We start from the raw sequence: 19,243 nt of genomic DNA on the forward strand, positions 1-19,243 counted from the left end.
GCGCCGAGCCCAACCCGCCGCCCGCGAGCGATGCGCCCAGCCCCGCGCCGCCGGCGGCCCAAGAGCCCGTCGCACCGGCCGAGCCGCCCGCGCCGCCGCCGGCAGTCGCCGAGCCGCCCCTCCCACGGATCCCGCGAATCCCCGCGATCCCGGCCCTGCCGCCAATCCCGGGGATCAACGAACCGATCCCGGGCTTCCCGGAAATCCCGACCCTACTGAGCCAGCTCGCTCCGCGCGCCCGCTGAATCAGCTTCCGCTGGGGCGCTTTTCGCCCTTGTTCTCCTCGGCCGAGGCCTTCTTCAGCTCTTCGTTCAGGGCCTTGTCCTTCTCGATTTGCTCTTTGTAGGCTTCGGGGTCCCTGCCTTCGTCGTCCTGCTGGTCCGAGCCGGCGTTCGAGTCGGCACCCTCGGGCGTCTCGCATTTCGGGTTGCCCTCGTCGTCCAGCCAATCGTTGACCGCCGTGCCCGACACCATCGCACCGGAACCCGGCAGCACCAGAGTGGGGCGCTCTTCGTAGGCCGTCATCATCTCGGCGGCCTTTTCCTTGTGCTCCTCGTTCGGCTCCGGCTTTTCGGTTTGCTGCCGATCGTCTTGTTCGCCCGACTCCTGGTCGGTTGCCCGCTGGTCCTCTTCCTGGCCAGCCACTTTGTCGTCCTGCACGCTCATGACGTACCCCCTTTGGAGTCGCGGCGACTATCTGCGGGGGTTACCCGCTGTGGCGGCGCGCCGAAACTCCCGTCACTGCGATCGGCCGCGCTTGACGAGCACCACCGTGGCGATCGGAATGCGCATGGGCTCGGGCGCGGTTGCCAAGCGTCCAGCAACGGCGGTCTCCAGGTGGTCGACGAACGCGGTCGCTCGCGGGTCACCGGCGCCGCCATTCAGCCCGCCCACCAGGGCCGGAAAGAGCGCGGCCCGCGCGAACGCCGCCCATTGCGCCCCGAAAGCATTTGCGTCATCGTCAATTTGGAGCCGGGCCCAGAATCGGTCCTCGGCGTTGAACGTCTCGAGATGCTCTATCCTCAGGCCCTCGAACCGCCCGCTCGGCGCGAATGGCGCGTGAAAGTCCTTCTCGCTGCGGGCGAATGTGGGGATGGCCATGCGGCGCAGCTCGTCCTCGCCGAGCCGGCCGTCCCGTGCCTGATCGGCCAGCGCCGCGACGATCGCGTCGAGCAGCGGCCGGAAGCCCGACGTGCCGTCCTCGTCGACCGCCGATGTCATCACCACCAGCCGCCCGTCGGGAGCCAACTCGCGGCCGCGGAACGCTACGAAGTCGTTCCAGTCCACGGCGGCCTGGTGCGCGTAGGCCGCGCGGGCGGCGTCGTTGCTGCTGTAGCCGACGTGCACGTGATCTTCTAGCTCGCAGGGGATCCGGCTCACCCACTGCGTCGCCCACGACGTCCAGCCGAGGTTGACCGTGTTCGACGGCAGGATCTGACCGTAAAATGACCGCCCGATCGCCGAGGCGAAACTCGCTGTGTCCGAATGCAAGTAGCTGTCCGGGTCGTCGGACAGGGTGCGAAACAGCGTGGTGAAGTCATTGTCCGGGACGTCGGTGTGCGCGACCAGGATCGCGTGGTCGTGGCGGGTGCGGAGGCGCAGCACCGCGATGCCGGCCGACATCGGCTTGAGCGAGTTGTGCCCGTTGGCGGCGCCGTAGTCGGCGATGACGATCGGCTGCGGAGCTGCGGGGATCGGCACCTGTTCGGCGGCGCGCTCGAACAACGCGATGCCCTGGGCCAGGCCGGCGGCCTGCAGCCGGGATGACTGGGTGTAGGTCGCGCTGTCCGTCGGCTCTGGCCGGACCACGATGCTCGACTCGGGCAGTCGACGTTCCGGCCGCATGCACCAACGATAGTCAGTTCGGCCCCGGATAGCTGACTCCGGTGAGCTGCTCGGAAAGCTCCCAGAGGCGCCGGCAGTCGTCCTCGTTCTGGGCGAGCTTGGGCACCCGGGCGAGGGCGACGCCGCCGCCTGCCAGCTCCTGGAACCCGCGTGGCCCGTAGAAGACGCCGCCCTCGGCATGCGGCGCGGCGGCCGCGTACAGCGCCGGCAGGATCCCCTCGTCGATCTCCTGCCACAAGAACGGCGTGAACCGCCAGGACGCCTTGTACAGCCGCTCCATCAGGGCGGGCCGTTCGCGGCCGTGCGAGGGTCCGGCGATCTGCAGGTTGGTCTTGGTCAGGCCGGGGTGCGCGGCGTTGGACACGATGCCCCAGCCGCCCGCGCGGCTGCGCCGGTCGAGCTCGAGGGCGAACATCAACACCGCCAGCTTCGACTGGCCGTAGGCCGACATGGCGGCGTAGGACTTCTCGAACTGCGGGTCGTCGAAGTGGATCTTGCCGCTCTGGCGGGCCGCGAGGCTGCTCAGCGAGACGACGCGGGCGCCCTTGGCGGCGCGCAGCAGCGGCAGCACGTGTCCGGTCAGCGCGAAATGCCCGAGATGGTTGCTGCCGAACTGCAATTCGAAGCCGTCGGCGGTGGTGTCGCGTTCCGGTGGCGTCATGACGCCGGCGTTGTTGATCAGGATGTCGATCGGGCGGCCCTCGGCGTTGAGCTGTTCGCCCAGCGCGGCGACCGAGGTCAGCGACGACAGGTCGAGGGCCTTGATGGTCAGCTTGGCGTCGGGAACCGTGGCGCGGATTTCCTCGATCGCCTTTTCCCCCTTGGCGCGGTTGCGGATCGCCATCACGACGTCGGCGCCGGCGGCCGACAGGCGCCGGGCCAGCCCGAACCCCAGACCGCTGTTGGCCCCGGTGACGATTGCCAGCTTGCCCGACAGGTCGGGAACCGTGGCGACGAGATCGTTGGCCATGCGTGTCACTCCTCTCGTATGAGCCCGGTCTTAGTCTGCTCTTTGTGTCGCGGTCAGCGAACCCCTGCGGAAATCTGATCGCCGCGTTGGTGCTCGGTGCGCTGCCCGCCCTCGCCTTCCCCGCGCTCGCGTGGTGGTGGCTGGCCTGGGTCGGCCTGGTTCCGCTGCTGTTGCTGGTGCGCGCGGCGCCGTCCGCCTGGGCGGGGGCAGCGCGGGCCTGGTGCGGTCTGGCCGGGTTCGTGCTGGCCACCCAGTACTGGCTGGTGACCAGCGCCGGCCCGCTGCTGGTGCTGTTGGCCATCGGGTTGGGTGCGCTGTGGCTGCCGTGGGGGTGGCTGGCGCATCGGTTGTTGGCCGCGCCCGTCGGCTTTCGGCGCACCGTCGCGGCCGTGGTGGTGCTGCCCAGCGCGTGGTTGCTGGCCGAAGTCGTGCGGTCCTGGCCGCCGCTGGGCGGTTCGTGGGCGTCGCTGGGCGCGTCGCAGGCCGCCCAGCCGGTGACGCTGGCGTCGGCGTCGCTGGGCGGAGTGTGGTTGACGAGTTTCCTTGTGGCCGCGTGCAATACGGCTCTGGTGGGCGTGCTGGTGCACCGCAACGCTCTGGGCCGTGCCGTGGCGCTGGGGTGCGCGGTGGTGTGCGTCGCTGTGGGGCCGTTGTGGTACGGGCTGGGCCCGTCGCCGTCCGGCGGTGCGACGGTGCGCGTGGCGCTGGTGCAGCCCGGGCAGATCGCCGACGCCGGCGAGCGTCTAGAGGCCGGCGAGGCGCTGACGGCGGGGCTCGCCGGGCAGCGGCTCGACCTTGTTGTCTGGGGAGAAAGCAGCGTGGGCTCCGACCTCACGGGCCACCCGGAGGTGTTGGCCCGGCTCGCCGACCTGTCCCGGCGGGTGGGCGCGGACCTGCTGGTCAACGTCGACGCGCCCGCGCCGGGCGGCGGCATCTACAAGTCGGCCGTGCTCGTCGGGGAGACCGGGGTGTTGGGTAGTTACCGCAAGACCCGGCTGGTGCCGTTCGGCGAATACGTCCCGCTGCGAACGCTTTTCGGCTGGATCACCCGGCACAGCCGGGCCGCCGCGCAGGACCGGCAGCGCGGGACCGGCCCGGTGCTGCTGCACGCCGGCGACCTGCCCATCGGGCCGCTCGTCAGCTACGAGACCCTGTTCTCCGACCTGGCCCGCCGGGAGGCACGGCTCGGCGCCGGGTTGCTGGTGTACCAGAGCTCCACCTCGTCGTTCCAGGGCAGTTGGGCGCAGCCGCAGCTGGCCGCCCAGCCCGCGGTCCGCGCCGTCGAGGCGGGCCTCCCAGCGGTGCACGTCGGGTTGTCCGGCGACAGCTCCGCCTTCGACGCCCGAGGCCGCCGCCTGGCCTGGTGCCCGTCCGGATTCCGGGGCGTCACGGTGGTCAGCGTCCCGATGGGATCGACCGCCACGCCGTACGTACGGCTGGGGGACTGGGTGCCGGTGCTGGCGGTGGTGATCCTCGTCGGCGCCGTGCTGCTTACCTGGCGTCGCCTGGGCCGCGGTGCCACACTGCGGGGATGACCAGCCGTCGGCTCGCGAAGATTTCGCTGTCCACCGCCGTCGTGCTGATGGTGGTGTCGGTGGCCGGGTTCATCGTCGCGCTGGTGCTCAACGCGTTCTTTTTGGACAAGTACAACGCCTACGGCGAGGTGCCGATCCCGGGGTCGAACAGCCTGAACCTGCCCGCCGGCGAGGTCACCATCAGCCTGCACGCCGTCGTCGTCGGCAGTCCCAACGGCGGCCTGCCGGTGCCGCCGCTCGGGGTGACGATCGCGCCGCCCGACGGGGTCGCGCAACCCGCGCTCAACGAAAGCATCGGCAGCACAACGACGGTCAACAACGACGCGCACGTGCGCGTGTGGGTGGCCCAGATTCCCGTCGCCGGCACCTACAACGTCACGACCGACGGCCAAGTCAACGGGTACATCAACCCGCGACTGGCCTTCGGCCACAAGAGTTCGTACGGCTATCTCGTGTGGTTGTTCGTCGGCCTGTTCGTCGCGGGACTGGTCGGTTCGATCCTGTCGGGCCTGTGGCTGTCGCGCACCCGGCGGAAGGCGGTGGTGGCGGCCAACCCGTACTACCCACCGCCGGTGCCGGTGTCGCCGACGACCCCGGTGGAACCCAGCGACGACGGGGTCCGCCTCGAGCGGCTCAAAACGCTGGCGGCGCTGCGGGATTCCGGGGCGTTGACCGCCGAGGAGTTCGAGGCCGAAAAGCGCCGGATCCTCGAGGGGCATTGATTCGGCCCGAACCCTAGGATGTCCGTTCCGACCGCGCTACGATCCGCCGTACAAGGTCGACCTGGGGCTGGGAGGTAGCTCATGTCGCATGTGACCGCCACGCCGCACCTGCTGGCGGCCGCGGCCGGGGATCTGGCCTCGGTCGGGTCGACGATCAACGCGGCCAATTCGGCCGCCGCGGCCGGGACCGCGGGAGTGGACGCCCCGGGCGGCGACGCGGTTTCGGCGTTCGTATCGGCGCTGTTTTCCGCGCACTCGAAGGCCTATCAGGCCGCCGGCGCCCAAGCAGCGTATTACCACGACCAGTTTGTGCAGGCGCTGCGCGCGAGCGCGGGAACGTACGCCAGCACCGAGGCCGTCAACGCGTCGCCGCTGCAGAAAGTGCAGGAATTTGTCGGCGCGGCCAGCCAGTCTCCAGCCGGGCACCTGATCGGCAACACCGCCCATGGGGCGATGGATGCCGCGCAACATAGCGGAACCGGCGGGCCGGTGCCGGGCAGCGTCGGCGCCGCGCCCGTCAGCGCCAACCACGTGGGCGCCGGCGCCGGCGCATCGACCGGGGACGCCCACGCGGCCGCGGCCGGTGGCCCACCAGGCGGCAATGCCAGCGGTGCCAGCGCGGTCACCGGTGACGGCGGCGGCCCCGGCGGTGGCGGTGGGGGCGGCGACGCCCCTCAGCCGGCCGGTGGTGCCGTCAGCGTCGGCGGAGGCACCGCCGCGGCGGCCGTCCCACCTGCCTGGGGGGCGGCGCCGGCTGCGCCGGCCGCGCCGCTGGTGCCGGGCATAGCGACGCCGCCGCCAGCGCCCCACGTCATGGCGACTGCCTACCCGGCCGCGGCGGTGCTGCCGGGGCTGGACGGCGTCAGCGGCCATTCCGCCGCCGTCACCGGCTTGGGGGAGCCGGTCGCACCGGCGGCCTCCGTCGAAGCGGTACCTCCGCCCGCGGCCCCGGCCATACCAACGGCAGCCAAGGCGCAGCCGCTGCACCAGGGCGGCCCGGCGCACCCGGGCGATGCGGCGCAGCCGGATCACTCCGACCGCGACAAAGCGGCAGTGCCCCTGCCCATCCCGCCGCTACGGCTGCGAAGCCTTCGGGGGTTGCGCGACAAGCTGCGATTGCGGCTGCGCGACAAGGACGAATGGCGGGACGAACTTCGTGAGGCCGCCACCAGCAAGCCTTGGGGACGCGACGAACTGCTGGGTGCTCTCGGTCTTCGACCGCCCGCAAACTAAGGGTCTTCGTCGCGAGCGTAACCACACTGCGAAATCCGGCGGGCGGCGGAGCATCAGCGGGTTGATTCGATGGCGCGCAGCAGCCTGCGCAGCCGCGGTGCGTCGGCGCTGTGCGTGTATGCCCCGAGCCAGTCGGTGAGCTTGGTGATCAGCTCGGACGATATCGGCGCGCGCTGCCGTGCCATGGTTTGCAGCGCCGTGTCGATCGCGGTGTATGACTCGCCCGACCCGATGGCGGCGTAAAACCGGCTGCGGTCGCGGTCGGTCAGTAGCGGGCTGACCGCATCAGCCAGTTCCCACGCCAGGTCGGATTCGGCCCTATCGTCCACGTACTCATTGTCGTTGGCCGGGGCGGTTTCTGCTGAGCGAGCTGGGCGACCTAGTGCGTGACGAAGTCGGCCATCATGGCCATGTCTTCGTGCTCGAGGTTATGGCAATGCACGAGATACGTTCCGCGGTAGTCGGTGAATTGGACGGCGACCTCGACCGCCGCGGACGGCGCGACATCGACGGTGTCTTTCCATCCGCGATCGAAGCGGCTCGGCGGCCTGTTGTTGCGGGATAGCACCTGGAAGTGGTTGAGATGCACATGGATCGGGTGCCGGATATCTGTGATGAACCGCCAGATTTCGATGTCACCCAGGCGCGGTGTGGCCAGCGGAACCCCCGGCCGGTAGGGCTTGTTGTTGATCGTCCACATGCCCGCGCGGCCTTGCCCGAACAGGAAGGTGCGGGTGGCCACGGCGCGACCACGCTCTAGCGGGGTATAGCTGTCACCAAGTTTCTCGGGAATCGTCGTGTCGTCCGATCGGTCGGTGCCGACAATGTCGAAGCGCATGATCTCCGAGGTGGACTGGGCGCCAAGCGCGTTGGTGAGTCGCACCCGGGTTCCCGACGGGTAGCGGGAGAAATCGACGATGAGGTCGAACCGTTCGGCCGGGGCGATGTCGATCGCGTCGTGGTTGACCGGTGCGCCCAGCAGGCCGCCGTCGCTTCCTATTTGGGTGAATGCGGACCCGCCGGGCGGCGGCGGGTCGAGTTGTAGCCGATACCGGCGCGCGTTGGAGGCGTTGAGCACCCGGAATCGGTACCGCGCGGGGTCGGTTTCCAGCACCGGCCACGGCGCCCCGTTGACCAAGACGACGTCACCGAGCACACCGTTCATGTAGGGATGGGCGACGTCGCCGCCCTCCGTGGTCGGATACTGGAACGAGCCGTCGGCGCCGAACGACCGATCGGCGATCATCAGCGGTATGTCGCGGCGGCCGCGCGGCAGCGGCAGCGCGTCCTCTTCGTCGTCGTGCACGATGTGAAAGCCCGCGAGCCCCCGCCAGACGGCCTGACCCGTGTAGCCCATGCGGTGATCGTGATACCAGAGGGTGGCCGCGCGCTGCTGCATCGGGTAGACGTACTCACGTTGCCCGACAACCGAATTGCGCGACATACCGGACATGCCGGTGTGGCCGGCCGCGGCATCTGGCGCATGCGGCTCGATGAGATCGAGCGGGTACCCATCGCTGTCCGGTGGGGTGTGGCCGCCGTGGAGGTGCACCGCCACCGGTACGGGCAGGGCGTTGTGATGGCCGATCGCGGTTCGCCGACCCGACCGCGACTCGATCGTGGGCCCGGGAAACGTCCCCCCGTAAGTCCACGCTCGCGTGGTCAGGCCGGGAAGTATCGCCAAATCCGCGACCTGCTGGGTGATGATGTAGTAGTCCGTCGTGCCGTCGGTTTCGTTGGGGGCCAGCCGAACCGGGATGGGCAGCGGCGTCTGATAACGCGGCGGCAGCGGCGTGCGGCTTGGCAGCAGCGTGCCCGGCTCGGCCGGCCCCAGCGCCGTCTGCGCCGTCGGCAACGCGGCTGCGACGACGCCGACGCCCGCGGTGAGCAGCCCCGCGCGCAGCACGGCGCGGCGGTTCATCGTGTCGCCCCCAGGTCCGCGCCGGCGCGTCGCACCGGCAGGGGGATGCGCCAGATCATCGTCACCAGTTGGACAATCCCGGCGACCAGCAGCACACCGAGCGGGACGTGTAGGGCGGTGAGGCGCAGTTCGCCGGTTGCGAATTCGGCGACGAGCAGCAGGGTCTGCACGACGCCGGCGAAGAACGGTCCTCGGCGGCCAGTGCTGCGCCAGACCCACGCCAGGATCACGATCTGCACCGCGGAGGTGACGGTGATCGCTCTGGCGCCGAGCGCGTGCAGCCGCAGCGCGTCGTACTGGCCGCCGAGGAAGTTGCCGGCCAAGATCGCCTGCGTCAGGGCCCAGGCGATCATCAACGCGGTGCTGAAGCGCGCCAACAACAATGGCGCACGCGCGGCCGGTTTCATGGTCACAAGATCCCTGGGTGGGCCGCGATCGCGGCGGTCAAGGTGGCACAATTGAGCGCGAGCAGAAACCCGCCGAACATCATCTGACCGGTGATGTCGTGGGCGAGCACATGGGTGTACACGGCGCACACGAAGAACATCACCAACCCTGCCGCGGCCGCGATGCCGATAGCCGGAACCCAGAGGCCCACAACGAGTCCGACGGTCCCCAGCGTCTTCAACGTGCCGATGGGAAACCTCAACCAAGAGACCGGCACGCCCGCGCTTGCCATGCCCGGAAGTATCGGTGCGAAGTGAACCAGTGCCGCGACGCCGGAAAATCCATCGAAGGCGATCGCGATGAGCGTTATGACGAGATATGCGGTGTGCACGGCGCTCTCCTATCGAGCCAGAGGCATATTAGTCACATATAGTGATCATCATGATATGTGACAATCATGAGGAGTGCTAGACCCCCGCCGGTCTCAGTGGAGCTCGGCGGAGTGGTTGCAGAACGCGTGTCAGCGCGTCAGGCCCGGGTGGACCCCCGGGATGAGGCCCGCTCCGGCCGCGACTCGCTGCAAAAGTCGCCGCAGCGTGGCCCGTTCCGTCGCGGACAGCGGTGCGGCGATCTCGTCTTCGAGCTCACGGCCCTGGTCGTGCAGGGCCGGCAGCAGGCGGCGGGCTTTGGCGGTAAGGGTCACGGCCACCGCCCGTCTGTCGTCGGGATGGGTCAACCGTTTGGCCAGCCCGCGTTGCTCAAGGTTGTCGATGACCATGACCATGGCGTTGCGGTGAATGCCGAGGCGTTCGGACAGCTGGCGCTGGGACTGGCCGTCGGCGGCGGCCAAGGCCAGCAGCACCGCGTACGTGCGCGGGTCGGTTCCGATCGGCGCCAGCCGCCGCTGGAAATCGCTGCTGACATGGGCGCCCAGCTGTGAGAGCAGAAACGGGATCCGTTCGTCGAGTTCGGTGATGCCGGAGCCCTGTTCAGTCATCGGCCAAGGCTAACACCGGCCGGGATTGTCACGGGTCAGGATAATCAGTACGACACGCCGACTGGCTGCCGGATCGTCTGTGCCGACGCCAGGGCGTCGAGCATGGCGTGCGCAACGTCGGCCCTCGAAATGGCCGAGCCGCGGGCCACGTTGGCGCCCACCACCGTGCGGTAATCACCGGTGAGGGGCCGGTCGACAAGCCGGGGTGGACGCACGACGGTCCAATCGACGTCGCTGTGCTGCAAGAGAGATTCCATGTCCGCGAGGTCGGCATAGACGTTTCCCAGAACGGTTTTCAGCACAGGAAGCAACACCCAGCGCGTCATCAGACGCTCGCCTTCGGCCGTCGGACCCACCGGCAGCGCGCTGACGGCGACGAATCGCTTCGTCGCGCAGGCGTTCATCGCTGCCAGGATCGCGCGGGTGCTGCTGCTCACGACGGCCCCGTCTTTGCGTCCACGCGGACCGAGGGCCGACAGCACGGCGTCGCTGCCGCGGATCGCCGGGATGAGGGTGCCGGGATCGTCGAGCGCGATGACCGTGACGACGTCCAGCGCTGGATGTGTCACGGCCAGCCGCCCGGCATCGCGTACGACTGCGACCACGCCGTAACCGCGTCCCAGCGCTTGCTTTACCAGCTCGCGACCGACGCCGCCGGTCGCGCCGAATACCGTGATCTTCATAAGTCCGCCTTCCGCGATGATTATCACTAAATGTGACAATACAGGAGAATGACGGAATCGAACAAGGAGGTTGAGCTGGGTGGAGCGGGTGGCCTAGTGGCCGCGGGCGACCCACTCTTCGTAGTGCACGATCTCGTCGCCGATGGTGGTGCTATCGCCGTGGCCGGTGTCCACGATCGTCTCGCCGGGCAGCGTGCCGAGGCGCTCCGAGATGGATTGCAGGATCGTCGGGAAATCGGAGTACGACCGGCCGGTGGCGCCAGGGCCGCCGGAGAACAGGGTGTCGCCGCTGAACACGACGCCCAGGTCGTGCGAATACCAACACACCGACCCGGGGGAGTGGCCCGGGGTGTGCAGCGCCCGCAGCTCCGTGCCCCCCACGCTGAGCGTCTGGCCGTCGGAGATGGAGCGGAAGTCGCTGTCCGGGTGCGTCATTCGCCACAGGACCTCGTCGGCGGGATGCAGCAGCACTGGCGCGTCGAGGGTCTTGCCGAGCTCGGGCGCGACCGTCACGTGGTCGTTGTGGCCGTGCGTGCACACCACCGCGACCACGTGGCGGCCGGCCACGGCCTCGACGATCGGTGCCGCATCGTGGGCGGCGTCGAACACCACGACGTTGGAGTTGTCGCCGATCAGCCAGATGTTGTTGTCGACTTCCCAACTGCCGCCGTCTAATTCGAACGTGCCGTGGGTCACCACCCGATCGATGTCCACCATCAGAGCAGCACCACCGATCGCAATATCTTGCCTCCATGCATCTTGTGGAAAGCCTCCTCGACGTCGTCGAGACCGATGCGCTCGGAGACGAACTTGTCCAACGGCAGCCGGCCCTGCAGGTAAAGGTCGATCAGGGTGGGGAAGTCGCGCTCGGGTAGGCAGTCGCCGTACCACGACGACTTCAGCGAGCCGCCGTGGCTGAAGAAGTCCACCAGCGGCATCTCCAGGCGCATGTCGGGCGTCGGAACACCAACCAGCACAACGGTTCCCGCGAGGTCGCGGGCGTAGAAGGCCTGCTGCCAGGTTTCGGGGCGGCCCACCGCATCGATCGCCACGTTGACGCCGAAGCCGTCGGTGAGGTCCTGGATGGTCTTCACCACGTCGAACTCGCGGGCGTTGATCGTGTGGGTGGCGCCGAACTTGCGGGCCAGGTCCAGCTTGGTGTTGTCGGTGTCGACCGCGATGATCTGCCGGGCTCCGACCAGCGCCGCCCCGGCGATCGCGGCGTCGCCCACGCCGCCGCAGCCGATCACGGCGACGGTGTCGTCGCGGGTCACCGCCCCGGTGTTGATCGCGGCGCCGATGCCGGCCATCACGCCGCAGCCCAGCAGGCCGGCGACGGCGGGGTCGGCCTGCGGGTCGACCTTGGTGCACTGGCCGGAGTGCACCAGCGTCTTGTCGGCGAACGCCCCGATGCCCAGCGCCGGCGTGAGTTCCGTGCCGTCGGTCAGCGTCATCTTCTGGGTGGCGTTGAACGTGTCGAAGCACAGGTGCGGGCGCCCGCGCTTGCAGGCCCGGCACTGCCCGCACACGGCGCGCCAGTTCAGGATCACGAAGTCGCCCGGCTCGACCGCCGTCACGCCCGGCCCCACCGCCTCGACGCGGCCGGCGGCCTCGTGGCCGAGCAGGAACGGATACTCGTCGTTGATGCCACCCTCGCGGTAGGTCAGGTCGGTGTGGCAGACCCCGCAGGCGATGACGTCGACCACCGCCTCGCCGGGGCCGGGGTCGGGGACGACGATGTCGACCAGCTCGACGGGTTCGCCCTTCTTGCGTGAAATGACTCCGCGCACTGTCTGACTCATGGGCACCAACCTACTGGCGGGCTTTGCGGTCGTTGCGTCGAGTCTGCGCTGAGATCGCCCACTTGGGCCAAACGCACGCGCTGAGCGCAGACTCGGCGCGAGGGACCAGGTGTAGCGTCTGCAGAACGTGACGGCACCTGAGACAACCTCCGAGACCACAGAGGAATTCGCCGGGCGAATGGTCGCGGCCATCGACGGCGCGAGCCTCACGATCCTGCTGAGCATCGGGCACCAGACCGGCCTGCTGGACACGATGGCCGGACTCCCGCCGGCGACCAGCGCGCAGATCGCCGAGGCCGCCGGCCTCAACGAACGCTATGTGCGCGAATGGCTGGCCGGCATGACCACCGCGCACGTTATCGACTACGACCCGGCCGCCGCCACCTACACGCTGCCCGCCCACCGGGCGGCCGCGCTGACCCGCGCGGCCGGGCCCGACAACCTGGCATTGGTGGCCCTGTTCCTCCCGCAGCTCGGCGAGGTGGAGCAGAAGATCGTCGGCTGCTTCCGCGACGGCGGCGGGCTGCCCTACAGCGAGTTCCCGCGTTTCCACGCGCTGATGGCCGAGCAGAGCGCCGCGGTGTTCGACATCGCGCTCGTCGACGTCGTGCTGCCGTTGGTCGACGGCCTGCCCGACCGCCTGCGCGCCGGGGCGGACGTGGCCGACTTCGGCTGCGGCAGCGGCCACGCGATCAACGTGATGGCACAGGCGTTCCCGGCGAGCCGGTTCACCGGCATCGACTTCTCGGAAGAGGCCATCGCGACGGGCGTCGAGGAGGCGGCGCGGCTCGGCCTGACCAACGCCTCCTTCGAGGCGCACAACCTGACCGACCTGGACAAGGCCGACGCCTACGACGTCATCACCACATTCGACGCCATCCACGATCAGGCGCAGCCCGCCCGGGTGCTGGAGAACATCTACCGCGCGCTGCGCCCCGGCGGCGTTTTCCTGATGGCCGACATCAAGGCGTCGAGCCGGCTGGAGGACAACGTCGACGTCCCGATGAGCACCTACCTCTACACGGTCTCGCTGATGCACTGCATGACGGTGTCGCTGGCGCTGGACGGCGTCGGGCTGGGCACCGCCTGGGGGACGCAGCTGGCCACGTCGATGCTCGCCGACGCCGGGTTCGCCGACGTCCGGGTGACCGAGATCGAGGGGGACCCGATCAACAGCTACTACATCGCCAGGAAGTGACCGCCCTCGACGCGCTCGACGACTGGCCGGTAGCAAATGCGGCCGCCGCGGTCGTCGGGCCGGCCGGGGTCCTGGCCAGCCACGGCGACACCGCGCGGGTCTTCGAGCTGGCCTCGGTTACCAAGCCGCTGGTGGCCCGGGCCGCGCAGATCGCCATCGAGGAGGGCGTCGTCGAGCTCGACACCCCCGCCGGGCCGCCCGGCGCCACGGTCCGGCACCTGCTGGCGCACGCGTCGGGCCTGGCGATGCACAACGATCGGGTGCTGGCCAAGCCCGGCACCCGGCGGATGTATTCAAACCAGGGCTTCACCGTGCTGGCGCAGACTTTGGAGGCCGAGTCGGGGATCGAGTTCGGCCGCTACCTGTACGAGGCGGTGTGCGAGCCGCTCGGCATGGCCACTACCCGGCTGAACGGCGGCGCCGCGGCCGCCGGGTTCGGCGCCACCTCGACGGTCGCCGATCTGGCGGCCTTCGCCCGTGAGCTGCTGCGGCCGGCCGTCGTGTCGCCGCAGCTGCACACCGAGGCCACGACCGTGCAATTTCCGGGCCTGGACGGGGTGCTGCCCGGCTACGGGGTGCAGCGGCCCAACGACTGGGGCCTGGGTTTTGAGATCCGCGATGGCAAATCGCCGCACTGGACGGGGTCGCGCAACTCGGCGCGGACGTACGGCCATTTCGGCCAGTCGGGCGGGTTTATCTGGGTCGATCCCGAGGCCGACCTGGCGCTGGTGGTGCTGACCGACCGCGATTTCGGCGAGTGGGCGCACAAGCCCTGGCCGGCGGTTTCGGATGCGGTCATAATTGACCACTCCGCACACTAGCGCAACAGGGGCATCAGAGGGCACAATAGACACGCAGGACACAAAACTTTACATGCATCCCGCTTGTACGGGTCCACCAGGTCGTTGGGGAAGACGTCCCTCGTGGAACCGAAGGAGCAGGATATGCGTGCGTCGAACCAATTTGCCGACGTGACGACGGGTGTGGTGTACGTCCACGCCTCGCCCGCGGCGGTATGCCCGCACGTCGAGTGGGCGTTGTCGTCAACCCTGCAGTCGAAGGCCAACCTGGTCTGGACGCCGCAGCCGGCGATGCCCGGGCAGCTGCGCGCGGTCACCAACTGGGTCGGGCCGGTGGGCACCGGCGCCCGGTTGGCCAACGCCCTGCGCTCGTGGTCGGTGCTGCGGTTCGAGGTCACCGAGGACCCAAGCCCGGGGGTCGACGGCCAGCGGTTCAGCCACACCCCGCAGCTCGGCCTGTGGAGTGGGTCGATGAGCGCCAACGGCGACGTCATGGTCGGCGAGATGCGGCTTCGGTCGATGATGGCGCAGGGCGCCGACTATCTGGCCGCCGAGCTGGACTCGGTGCTGGGCACAGCGTGGGACGAGGCGCTCGAGGTGTATCGCGACGGCGGCGACGCCGGGGAAGTGACCTGGCTCAGCCGCGGCGTCGGGTAAGCGGCTCCGTCACAAGACCGCGTCCGCGAGGCGGTCGACCTGCTCGATATCGGCCACGAAGGGGTGGAACACCAGCCCGTCGAAGCCCAGGTCGCGGTAGGCGCGCACGGTCTGTGCCGCATCCTCCGGTGAGGCGACCATGTCGTCGACGTTGAGGGCGGCGTAGTCGGGTTTGAACCCGTAATAGCGGTACAGGTTTGCGCGACCGGCGGCGACGGTGTCCGCGTCGCCCAGCGCGAAGTTGACGCTGGCGTGCAGCCAGGGACGGCCCGACCGGCCCGCCTCCACCCACGCCGCACGCACCCGGTCGGCGAGCGCGGACTGGTTGGCGTACTCGCGCAGCGCTCCGGCGGCCCAGCCGTCGCCGATCCTCGCGGCGCGCCGGACCGTCGCGTCGGCGCGTCCACCGAACAAGATCGGGATCCGCGCCGGTGCCGGGCTGAGCGCCTTGTCGCCGGCGACGACCTTGGCGTCGCACGCGTCGCGCAGCACGGCGACGGTCTGGTCGAGGATGCGCCCGCGCCGCCGAAAATCGACGCCGACGGCGGTGTAGTCGTCGGGTCGACTCCCGACGCCCAACCCGAGGGTGAGCCGGTCACCGGATGCGGCGGCGACGGTGGTGATTTGCTTGGCCAGCAGCACCGCCGGATACAGCGGGGCCAGCAGCACATTCGTCATCAATCCGATCTCGCTGGTGGCGCCCGCGGCCACCGACAACGCGGCGATCGCGTCGAGGCTTTCGTACACCAGCCGGTCGATCGCGGCCACGCTGGCGAACCCGCGCTCCTCGGCTCGGCGGGCCCACTCGGCGGTCAAGGGCCCCGCCACGTGGGCGATATGGCCGGGCAGTCCGATTCCGATCCGCATCGTGTGCATGCCAGTCAGGTTCATGGGTCCCAGGCTGGCAGTGGTCGCATGAAATCAACGATCGATGCGCCGAGATTGAAGAGAAGTCCTCATCTAGACCGTGATTGACGGATACTTTCCACCGTGATCGATCGGCTTGACGCGCAGATTCTGCATGCGCTGCAGTTGGCGCCGCGGGTGTCGTTCCGGCGGATCGGCGCCGTGATCGGGGCCAGCGAGCAGACGGTCGCGCGGCGCTATCACCGGTTGCGCCGCGACGGCGTGATGCGGGTGGTCGGCCTCGAGAACCGGTGGACCGACGGCGAGGCGAGCTGGGTGTGCCGGATGCGCGCCGCCCCCGACCGCATCCCGCTGCTGGCCGACGCGCTGGTGCGCCGGCCGGAGGTGTCCCACGCCAACGTGCTGGCCGGATGGACCGACTTGGTCTGCGTCATCCGGGCACCGCTGGGCGATCATCGCGAGGATCTGTTGCTGCAACTACTCCCGCGCGCCACCTCGGTCACCGACATCACCGTGGACCTGATGCTGCACTCGTTCGGCCAGCCGGCGACCATGCCCTGGACCGGTTACGGCCACCGGCTCTCCGAGCGGCAGGCCGCGGAGATCCTGGCCGAGGGACCCCGCCCCGCGCGCTCTGATCGGCCGCCGGCGATCACGGCCGAGGACCGCCTCCTGCTGGACGCCCTCGCCGAGGACGGCCGCACGCCGCAGGCGCAACTGTCCGCCCGCACGGGCTGGTCGGTGGCGCGCGTGGGTCGACGGCTCGCGGCGCTGGAGGCCTGCGGCGCGCTGCTCTTTGACGTCGATGTGTTGCCCGAGCGGATCGGATACCAGCTCAGCGCCATGCTATGGATGACGTTGGCGCCCAAGGATATTCACAGCGTCGGCGAGCGGATCGCGGCGCACGACAACATCGCCTTCGCGGGCGCCACCAGCGGGTCCAAGAACCTGATGGCGATCGCCATCTGCCGGGACAGCGACGATCTGTACCGGTATCTGAACGAGGAACTCGGGCAGATAACGGAGATCCTCAGCTACGAGGTCAACTTGCGCACTCAGCGCCTCAAGCAACACGGCTCGCTCGTGAGCCACGGACGGCTCGTCAATCCCCGCCCGACCCGCCCCGGGCGTTGATCAGGCGCCCGCGCCTCGCAGGACGTGCAGCGCGGCGGGGACCGCGGAAATCTCGGCGGGCAGCGCGCAGGCGAAGTCGCCGTCGGCGTAGACGTTGATGCCGGGGCACTCGACGTGGATCGTCTTGGCGCGCGCCGTGGTCACCTCGTCGAGGTCGACGTGCGTGCCCTTCATGACGGTGGGGAACAGGCGCACCAACTTGGTGCGGGACGCCGAATGCGCCATGGTGATGTCGAGCAGGCCGTCGGTGGGATCGGCGTTGGGACAGATCAGCAGGCCGCCGCCGTAGCTGCGGGTGTTGCCGAACGCCGCCAGCGTGATGTCGGCGTCGATCTCGCGCGTGCCGTCGAGCACCATGCGAAAGGGCAAGAGCCGCAACTGCGACAGCTCGGCGAGCATCGCGAGGTAGTAGCGCAGCCGCCCGTGCGGCCAGGTCATCCGGTTGGCGCGGTCCGTCACCAGGGAGTCGAACCCGGTGGCCGCGACGGTGCCGAACCACTTCTCGGAATCGCCCCACGTGATCCGGCCCAGGTCGATGGTCTCCGTCCGGCCGTCGACGACGACGTCCGCGGCGGCCTCGGGATCCTTTGTGGGAATGCCGAATTCGCGGGCGTGGTCGTTGCCGGTGCCGGCCGGGATGATGCCCAGCGGAACGTCGGTGCCCGCCAACACCTGCAGCGCGTTGGAGACGACGCCGTCGCCGCCGGTGACCATCACCGCGTCGGTGCCCCGCTCGAGCTCGGCGGCGACCAGATGGCGCGCGTCCTCGGCGTCGTCGCCGATGATCTCGGTGACCTGCACGCCCCGCTCGTGCAGCCGGGCGATCGCGACCTGCGCGGCGCGGATCGCGGCGCCGTGACCCGAGACGGGATTGGTCAGCGCGGTCACCTTGCCGATCTCGCGCTGAGCGTTCACGGAATCAGCTTGCCGGGGTTGAGGATTCCGGCCGGATCGAGCGTCGCCTTGACCGCGCGCAGGACCTGCACTCCGAGCTCGCCGACCTCGTCGCGCATCCAGGGCCGGTGGTCGGCGCCGACCGAATGATGGTGGGTGATGGTGCCGCCCGCGGCGATGATCGCGTCCGAGGCGGCCTTCTTGGCGGCCCACCACTGCTCGATCGGGTTGCCACGCTGTCCGGCAACGATCGTGAAGTAGAGCGACGCGCCAGTGGGGTAGACGTGCGAGATGTGGCACATCACCAACGCGGGTGTGCCGGATTCGGCCAACGCGCTCGTAAGCGCCTCGGTGACAGCGGTTTTCAGCCTCGGCACGTTCGACCAGTCGGTGGCGGTCTCGAGCGTCTCACAGAGCGCTCCCGCGGACAGCAGCGAGTCGCGCAGATACGGCGCGGCGAACCGGCCCCGCTCCCAGGCCTGCGCCGGCGCTTCGCCCAGAGACGTGCCGCCGCGGGCCGCCAGCAGCGCGCTGGTCTCGGCGTGCCGGCTCTCGACGTGTTCCTTGGTGCCCTCGAACACGGTGATGCCCAGGCAGCCGCCGGTGATCTGGCTTTCGCCGATCGCCTCGGTGGTGGCGAGGTTGACCCCGGTCTCGACCTCGTCGGAGAGCCGAATGACGGTGGGGCCGGTGGCATTCTGGGTGACGGCGCGCAGCGCAGCGGTCCCGGTCTCGAAATCGGGGAAGGACCACGCCTGGTAGCGCACGGCCTCGGGGACGCGGTGCACGCGCAGGCACACCTGGGTGATGACGCCGAACGTCCCCTCCGAGCCGAGCAGCAGCTGGCGCAGGTCGGGACCCGCGGCCGATTCCGGCGCGCGACCCAGCTCCATCGTGCCCACCGGGGTCACCATCCGAAGGCCGCGAACCATGTCGTTGAACCGGCCGTAGCCGGCCGAGTCCTGACCCGAGGACCGGGTCGCGGCGAAGCCGCCGATCGTGGCGTACTCGAAGCTCTGCGGGAAGTGCCCGAGCGAAAACCCGCGTTCACCGAGCAGGCGTTCGGCGTCCGGGCCGGTGACGCCGGCCCCGAACACGGCCTGGCCGGACACCTCGTCGAGCTCTACGAGCCGGTCGAAGCGGCGCAGGTCGAGCGACACCACGGCGCCGAATTCGCCGCGGGTGGGGTCCAGACCGCCGACCACGCTGGTGCCGCCGCCGAACGGGATCACCGCGATGCGGTGCTCGGAGCAGTAGCGCAGGATGGCGCCGACGGTGTCGTCGTCCCCGGGCAGCAGCACGGCGTCGGGCGCGTCCTGCACGCCAGTGTCCCTGCGGCGCAGCAGGTCGAGCGTGGACTTGCCGCCGGCGCGCAGCAGGCGGTCGCGGTCGGCGGTGCGGCAGTGCTCGGCGCCGACGATGCCGGCCAGCGCGTCTTTGTCGGCTTGTGACAACGCCGACGGACGCAGCTTCACCTGGTCGGCGTCGAGCTCGGGTTGGTCCGAATCCTGCAGTCCCACCGCCTGTTTCAACAGTGAGCGGATGCCCTCGGAGAGCGGCTTCGCGGCGGCGGGATCTCCCCAGGCGTTCCACTTCAT

At 69.6% G+C, this 19,243-nt stretch carries 21 protein-coding genes and 1 pseudogene; 8 read left to right on the forward strand and 14 right to left on the reverse strand.

Features of this window, described 5'->3' with window-relative positions; translation table 11 throughout:
* Nucleotides 1-245, forward strand: a pseudogene (locus AWB92_RS29885) (molecular chaperone); the annotation flags it as partial.
* Nucleotide 246: 1 nt separating this feature from the next.
* On the opposite strand, the gene AWB92_RS24635 reads toward AWB92_RS29885, so the two are convergent.
* The 3 genes from AWB92_RS24635 to AWB92_RS24645 all read right to left on the reverse strand — a co-directional run bounded on the left by AWB92_RS24635 (nucleotide 247) and on the right by AWB92_RS24645 (nucleotide 2,815).
* On the reverse strand, nucleotides 247-666 hold the full coding sequence (locus AWB92_RS24635) for a hypothetical protein (RefSeq protein ID WP_068182631.1): 420 nt from the start codon (nucleotides 664-666) through the stop codon (nucleotides 247-249).
* A 72-nt stretch (nucleotides 667-738) separates the two neighbouring features.
* On the reverse strand, nucleotides 739-1,845 hold the full coding sequence (locus tag AWB92_RS24640) for an SAM-dependent methyltransferase (RefSeq protein ID WP_085190348.1): 1,107 nt from the start codon (nucleotides 1,843-1,845) through the stop codon (nucleotides 739-741).
* Between the two features lie 13 nt (nucleotides 1,846-1,858).
* Nucleotides 1,859-2,815 carry an SDR family oxidoreductase gene (locus AWB92_RS24645; RefSeq protein WP_085190349.1) on the reverse strand — a complete coding sequence of 319 codons (957 nt, stop codon included), beginning with the start codon at nucleotides 2,813-2,815 and terminating at the stop codon, nucleotides 1,859-1,861.
* Nucleotides 2,816-2,901: 86 nt separating this feature from the next.
* Between AWB92_RS24645 and lnt the strand changes: the two genes are divergently transcribed.
* The 3 genes from lnt to AWB92_RS31175 all read left to right on the forward strand — a co-directional run bounded on the left by lnt (nucleotide 2,902) and on the right by AWB92_RS31175 (nucleotide 6,305).
* Nucleotides 2,902-4,350 carry an apolipoprotein N-acyltransferase gene (lnt, locus tag AWB92_RS24650; RefSeq protein ID WP_085190351.1) on the forward strand — a complete coding sequence of 483 codons (1,449 nt, stop codon included), beginning with the start codon at nucleotides 2,902-2,904 and terminating at the stop codon, nucleotides 4,348-4,350.
* Nucleotides 4,347-5,072, forward strand: a complete 726-nt coding sequence (locus AWB92_RS24655; RefSeq protein WP_085190353.1) for an SHOCT domain-containing protein — start codon at nucleotides 4,347-4,349, stop codon at nucleotides 5,070-5,072. Before lnt ends, AWB92_RS24655 begins: the two co-directional genes overlap by 4 nt.
* 81 nt (nucleotides 5,073-5,153) lie before the next feature.
* On the forward strand, nucleotides 5,154-6,305 hold the full coding sequence (locus AWB92_RS31175) for a PE family protein (RefSeq protein ID WP_085190355.1): 1,152 nt from the start codon (nucleotides 5,154-5,156) through the stop codon (nucleotides 6,303-6,305).
* 53 nt (nucleotides 6,306-6,358) lie between these two features.
* Here AWB92_RS31175 and AWB92_RS24665 read toward each other — a convergent pair whose 3' ends face one another.
* From AWB92_RS24665 to AWB92_RS24700, 8 genes are all read right to left on the reverse strand, one after another.
* The gene (locus AWB92_RS24665; protein ID WP_085190357.1) at nucleotides 6,359-6,634 is read right to left on the reverse strand and encodes a hypothetical protein; all 276 of its coding nucleotides are present in this window, start codon (nucleotides 6,632-6,634) and stop codon (nucleotides 6,359-6,361) included.
* A 50-nt stretch (nucleotides 6,635-6,684) separates the two neighbouring features.
* Nucleotides 6,685-8,226 (reverse strand): multicopper oxidase family protein, encoded by a 1,542-nt coding sequence (locus AWB92_RS24670; protein ID WP_085190360.1) that lies wholly within the window; start codon nucleotides 8,224-8,226, stop codon nucleotides 6,685-6,687.
* A complete protein-coding gene (locus AWB92_RS24675; protein ID WP_173817485.1) occupies nucleotides 8,223-8,633 on the reverse strand; it encodes a hypothetical protein in 411 nt (136 codons plus the stop codon). The genes AWB92_RS24670 and AWB92_RS24675 overlap by 4 nt, the downstream gene beginning before the upstream one ends.
* Before the next feature lie 2 nt (nucleotides 8,634-8,635).
* On the reverse strand, nucleotides 8,636-9,004 hold the full coding sequence (locus AWB92_RS24680) for a DoxX family protein (RefSeq protein WP_085190362.1): 369 nt from the start codon (nucleotides 9,002-9,004) through the stop codon (nucleotides 8,636-8,638).
* A gap of 129 nt (nucleotides 9,005-9,133) precedes the next feature.
* On the reverse strand, nucleotides 9,134-9,610 hold the full coding sequence (locus AWB92_RS24685; protein ID WP_068182604.1) for a MarR family transcriptional regulator: 477 nt from the start codon (nucleotides 9,608-9,610) through the stop codon (nucleotides 9,134-9,136).
* Nucleotides 9,611-9,654: 44 nt separating this feature from the next.
* Nucleotides 9,655-10,293: an SDR family oxidoreductase gene (locus tag AWB92_RS24690; protein ID WP_085190364.1), complete on the reverse strand. Its 639-nt coding sequence runs from the start codon at nucleotides 10,291-10,293 to the stop codon at nucleotides 9,655-9,657.
* Nucleotides 10,294-10,386: 93 nt separating this feature from the next.
* Nucleotides 10,387-11,010, reverse strand: coding sequence for an MBL fold metallo-hydrolase (locus AWB92_RS24695; protein WP_085190367.1), 624 nt, complete (start codon nucleotides 11,008-11,010; stop codon nucleotides 10,387-10,389).
* Nucleotides 11,010-12,095: an S-(hydroxymethyl)mycothiol dehydrogenase gene (locus AWB92_RS24700; RefSeq protein WP_085190369.1), complete on the reverse strand. Its 1,086-nt coding sequence runs from the start codon at nucleotides 12,093-12,095 to the stop codon at nucleotides 11,010-11,012. Before AWB92_RS24700 ends, AWB92_RS24695 begins: the two co-directional genes overlap by 1 nt.
* Before the next feature lie 178 nt (nucleotides 12,096-12,273).
* On the opposite strand from AWB92_RS24700, the gene AWB92_RS24705 reads away from it, so the two are divergent.
* From AWB92_RS24705 to AWB92_RS24715, 3 genes are all read left to right on the forward strand, one after another.
* A complete protein-coding gene (locus tag AWB92_RS24705; protein WP_085190371.1) occupies nucleotides 12,274-13,293 on the forward strand; it encodes a class I SAM-dependent methyltransferase in 1,020 nt (339 codons plus the stop codon).
* On the forward strand, nucleotides 13,290-14,114 hold the full coding sequence (locus AWB92_RS24710) for a serine hydrolase domain-containing protein (protein WP_085190373.1): 825 nt from the start codon (nucleotides 13,290-13,292) through the stop codon (nucleotides 14,112-14,114). The genes AWB92_RS24705 and AWB92_RS24710 overlap by 4 nt, the downstream gene beginning before the upstream one ends.
* 123 nt (nucleotides 14,115-14,237) lie before the next feature.
* Nucleotides 14,238-14,750: a DUF3145 domain-containing protein gene (locus AWB92_RS24715; RefSeq protein ID WP_067160110.1), complete on the forward strand. Its 513-nt coding sequence runs from the start codon at nucleotides 14,238-14,240 to the stop codon at nucleotides 14,748-14,750.
* A 9-nt stretch (nucleotides 14,751-14,759) separates the two neighbouring features.
* Here AWB92_RS24715 and AWB92_RS24720 read toward each other — a convergent pair whose 3' ends face one another.
* Nucleotides 14,760-15,641 carry an LLM class flavin-dependent oxidoreductase gene (locus tag AWB92_RS24720; protein WP_241523568.1) on the reverse strand — a complete coding sequence of 294 codons (882 nt, stop codon included), beginning with the start codon at nucleotides 15,639-15,641 and terminating at the stop codon, nucleotides 14,760-14,762.
* A gap of 99 nt (nucleotides 15,642-15,740) precedes the next feature.
* Between AWB92_RS24720 and AWB92_RS24725 the strand changes: the two genes are divergently transcribed.
* Nucleotides 15,741-16,751: an Lrp/AsnC family transcriptional regulator gene (locus AWB92_RS24725; RefSeq protein WP_142282299.1), complete on the forward strand. Its 1,011-nt coding sequence runs from the start codon at nucleotides 15,741-15,743 to the stop codon at nucleotides 16,749-16,751.
* On the opposite strand, the gene AWB92_RS24730 is transcribed toward AWB92_RS24725, so the two are convergent.
* Together AWB92_RS24730 and AWB92_RS24735 are read right to left on the reverse strand one after the other, a co-directional pair.
* Nucleotides 16,752-17,666, reverse strand: a complete 915-nt coding sequence (locus AWB92_RS24730; RefSeq protein ID WP_085190375.1) for a diacylglycerol kinase — start codon at nucleotides 17,664-17,666, stop codon at nucleotides 16,752-16,754.
* Complete coding sequence (locus tag AWB92_RS24735) at nucleotides 17,663-19,243, reverse strand: FAD-binding oxidoreductase (protein WP_085190470.1); 1,581 nt, start codon at nucleotides 19,241-19,243, stop codon at nucleotides 17,663-17,665. Before AWB92_RS24735 ends, AWB92_RS24730 begins: the two co-directional genes overlap by 4 nt.

The organism is Mycobacterium sp. IEC1808, assembly GCF_002101935.1.
Classification (GTDB): Bacteria; Actinomycetota; Actinomycetes; order Mycobacteriales; family Mycobacteriaceae; genus Mycobacterium.

Excerpts from the sequence above, each read along its gene's own strand:
- AWB92_RS24645 (WP_085190349.1), bottom strand. The coding sequence starts at position 2,815 with ATGGCCAACGATCTCGTCGCCACGGTTCCCGACCTGTCGGGCAAGCTG.
- AWB92_RS24675 (WP_173817485.1), bottom strand. The coding sequence starts at position 8,633 with ATGAAACCGGCCGCGCGTGCGCCATTGTTGTTGGCGCGCTTCAGCACC.
- AWB92_RS24655 (WP_085190353.1), top strand. The coding sequence starts at position 4,347 with ATGACCAGCCGTCGGCTCGCGAAGATTTCGCTGTCCACCGCCGTCGTG.
- AWB92_RS24705 (WP_085190371.1), top strand. The coding sequence starts at position 12,274 with ATGGTCGCGGCCATCGACGGCGCGAGCCTCACGATCCTGCTGAGCATC.
- AWB92_RS24670 (WP_085190360.1), bottom strand. The coding sequence starts at position 8,226 with ATGAACCGCCGCGCCGTGCTGCGCGCGGGGCTGCTCACCGCGGGCGTC.
- AWB92_RS24695 (WP_085190367.1), bottom strand. The coding sequence starts at position 11,010 with ATGGTGGACATCGATCGGGTGGTGACCCACGGCACGTTCGAATTAGAC.
- AWB92_RS24635 (WP_068182631.1), bottom strand. The coding sequence starts at position 666 with ATGAGCGTGCAGGACGACAAAGTGGCTGGCCAGGAAGAGGACCAGCGG.
- AWB92_RS24690 (WP_085190364.1), bottom strand. The coding sequence starts at position 10,293 with ATGAAGATCACGGTATTCGGCGCGACCGGCGGCGTCGGTCGCGAGCTG.
- AWB92_RS24640 (WP_085190348.1), bottom strand. The coding sequence starts at position 1,845 with ATGCGGCCGGAACGTCGACTGCCCGAGTCGAGCATCGTGGTCCGGCCA.
- AWB92_RS24735 (WP_085190470.1), bottom strand. The coding sequence starts at position 19,243 with ATGAAGTGGAACGCCTGGGGAGATCCCGCCGCCGCGAAGCCGCTCTCC.
- AWB92_RS24715 (WP_067160110.1), top strand. The coding sequence starts at position 14,238 with ATGCGTGCGTCGAACCAATTTGCCGACGTGACGACGGGTGTGGTGTAC.
- AWB92_RS24720 (WP_241523568.1), bottom strand. The coding sequence starts at position 15,641 with ATGAACCTGACTGGCATGCACACGATGCGGATCGGAATCGGACTGCCC.
- AWB92_RS24700 (WP_085190369.1), bottom strand. The coding sequence starts at position 12,095 with ATGAGTCAGACAGTGCGCGGAGTCATTTCACGCAAGAAGGGCGAACCC.
- AWB92_RS24685 (WP_068182604.1), bottom strand. The coding sequence starts at position 9,610 with ATGACTGAACAGGGCTCCGGCATCACCGAACTCGACGAACGGATCCCG.
- AWB92_RS31175 (WP_085190355.1), top strand. The coding sequence starts at position 5,154 with ATGTCGCATGTGACCGCCACGCCGCACCTGCTGGCGGCCGCGGCCGGG.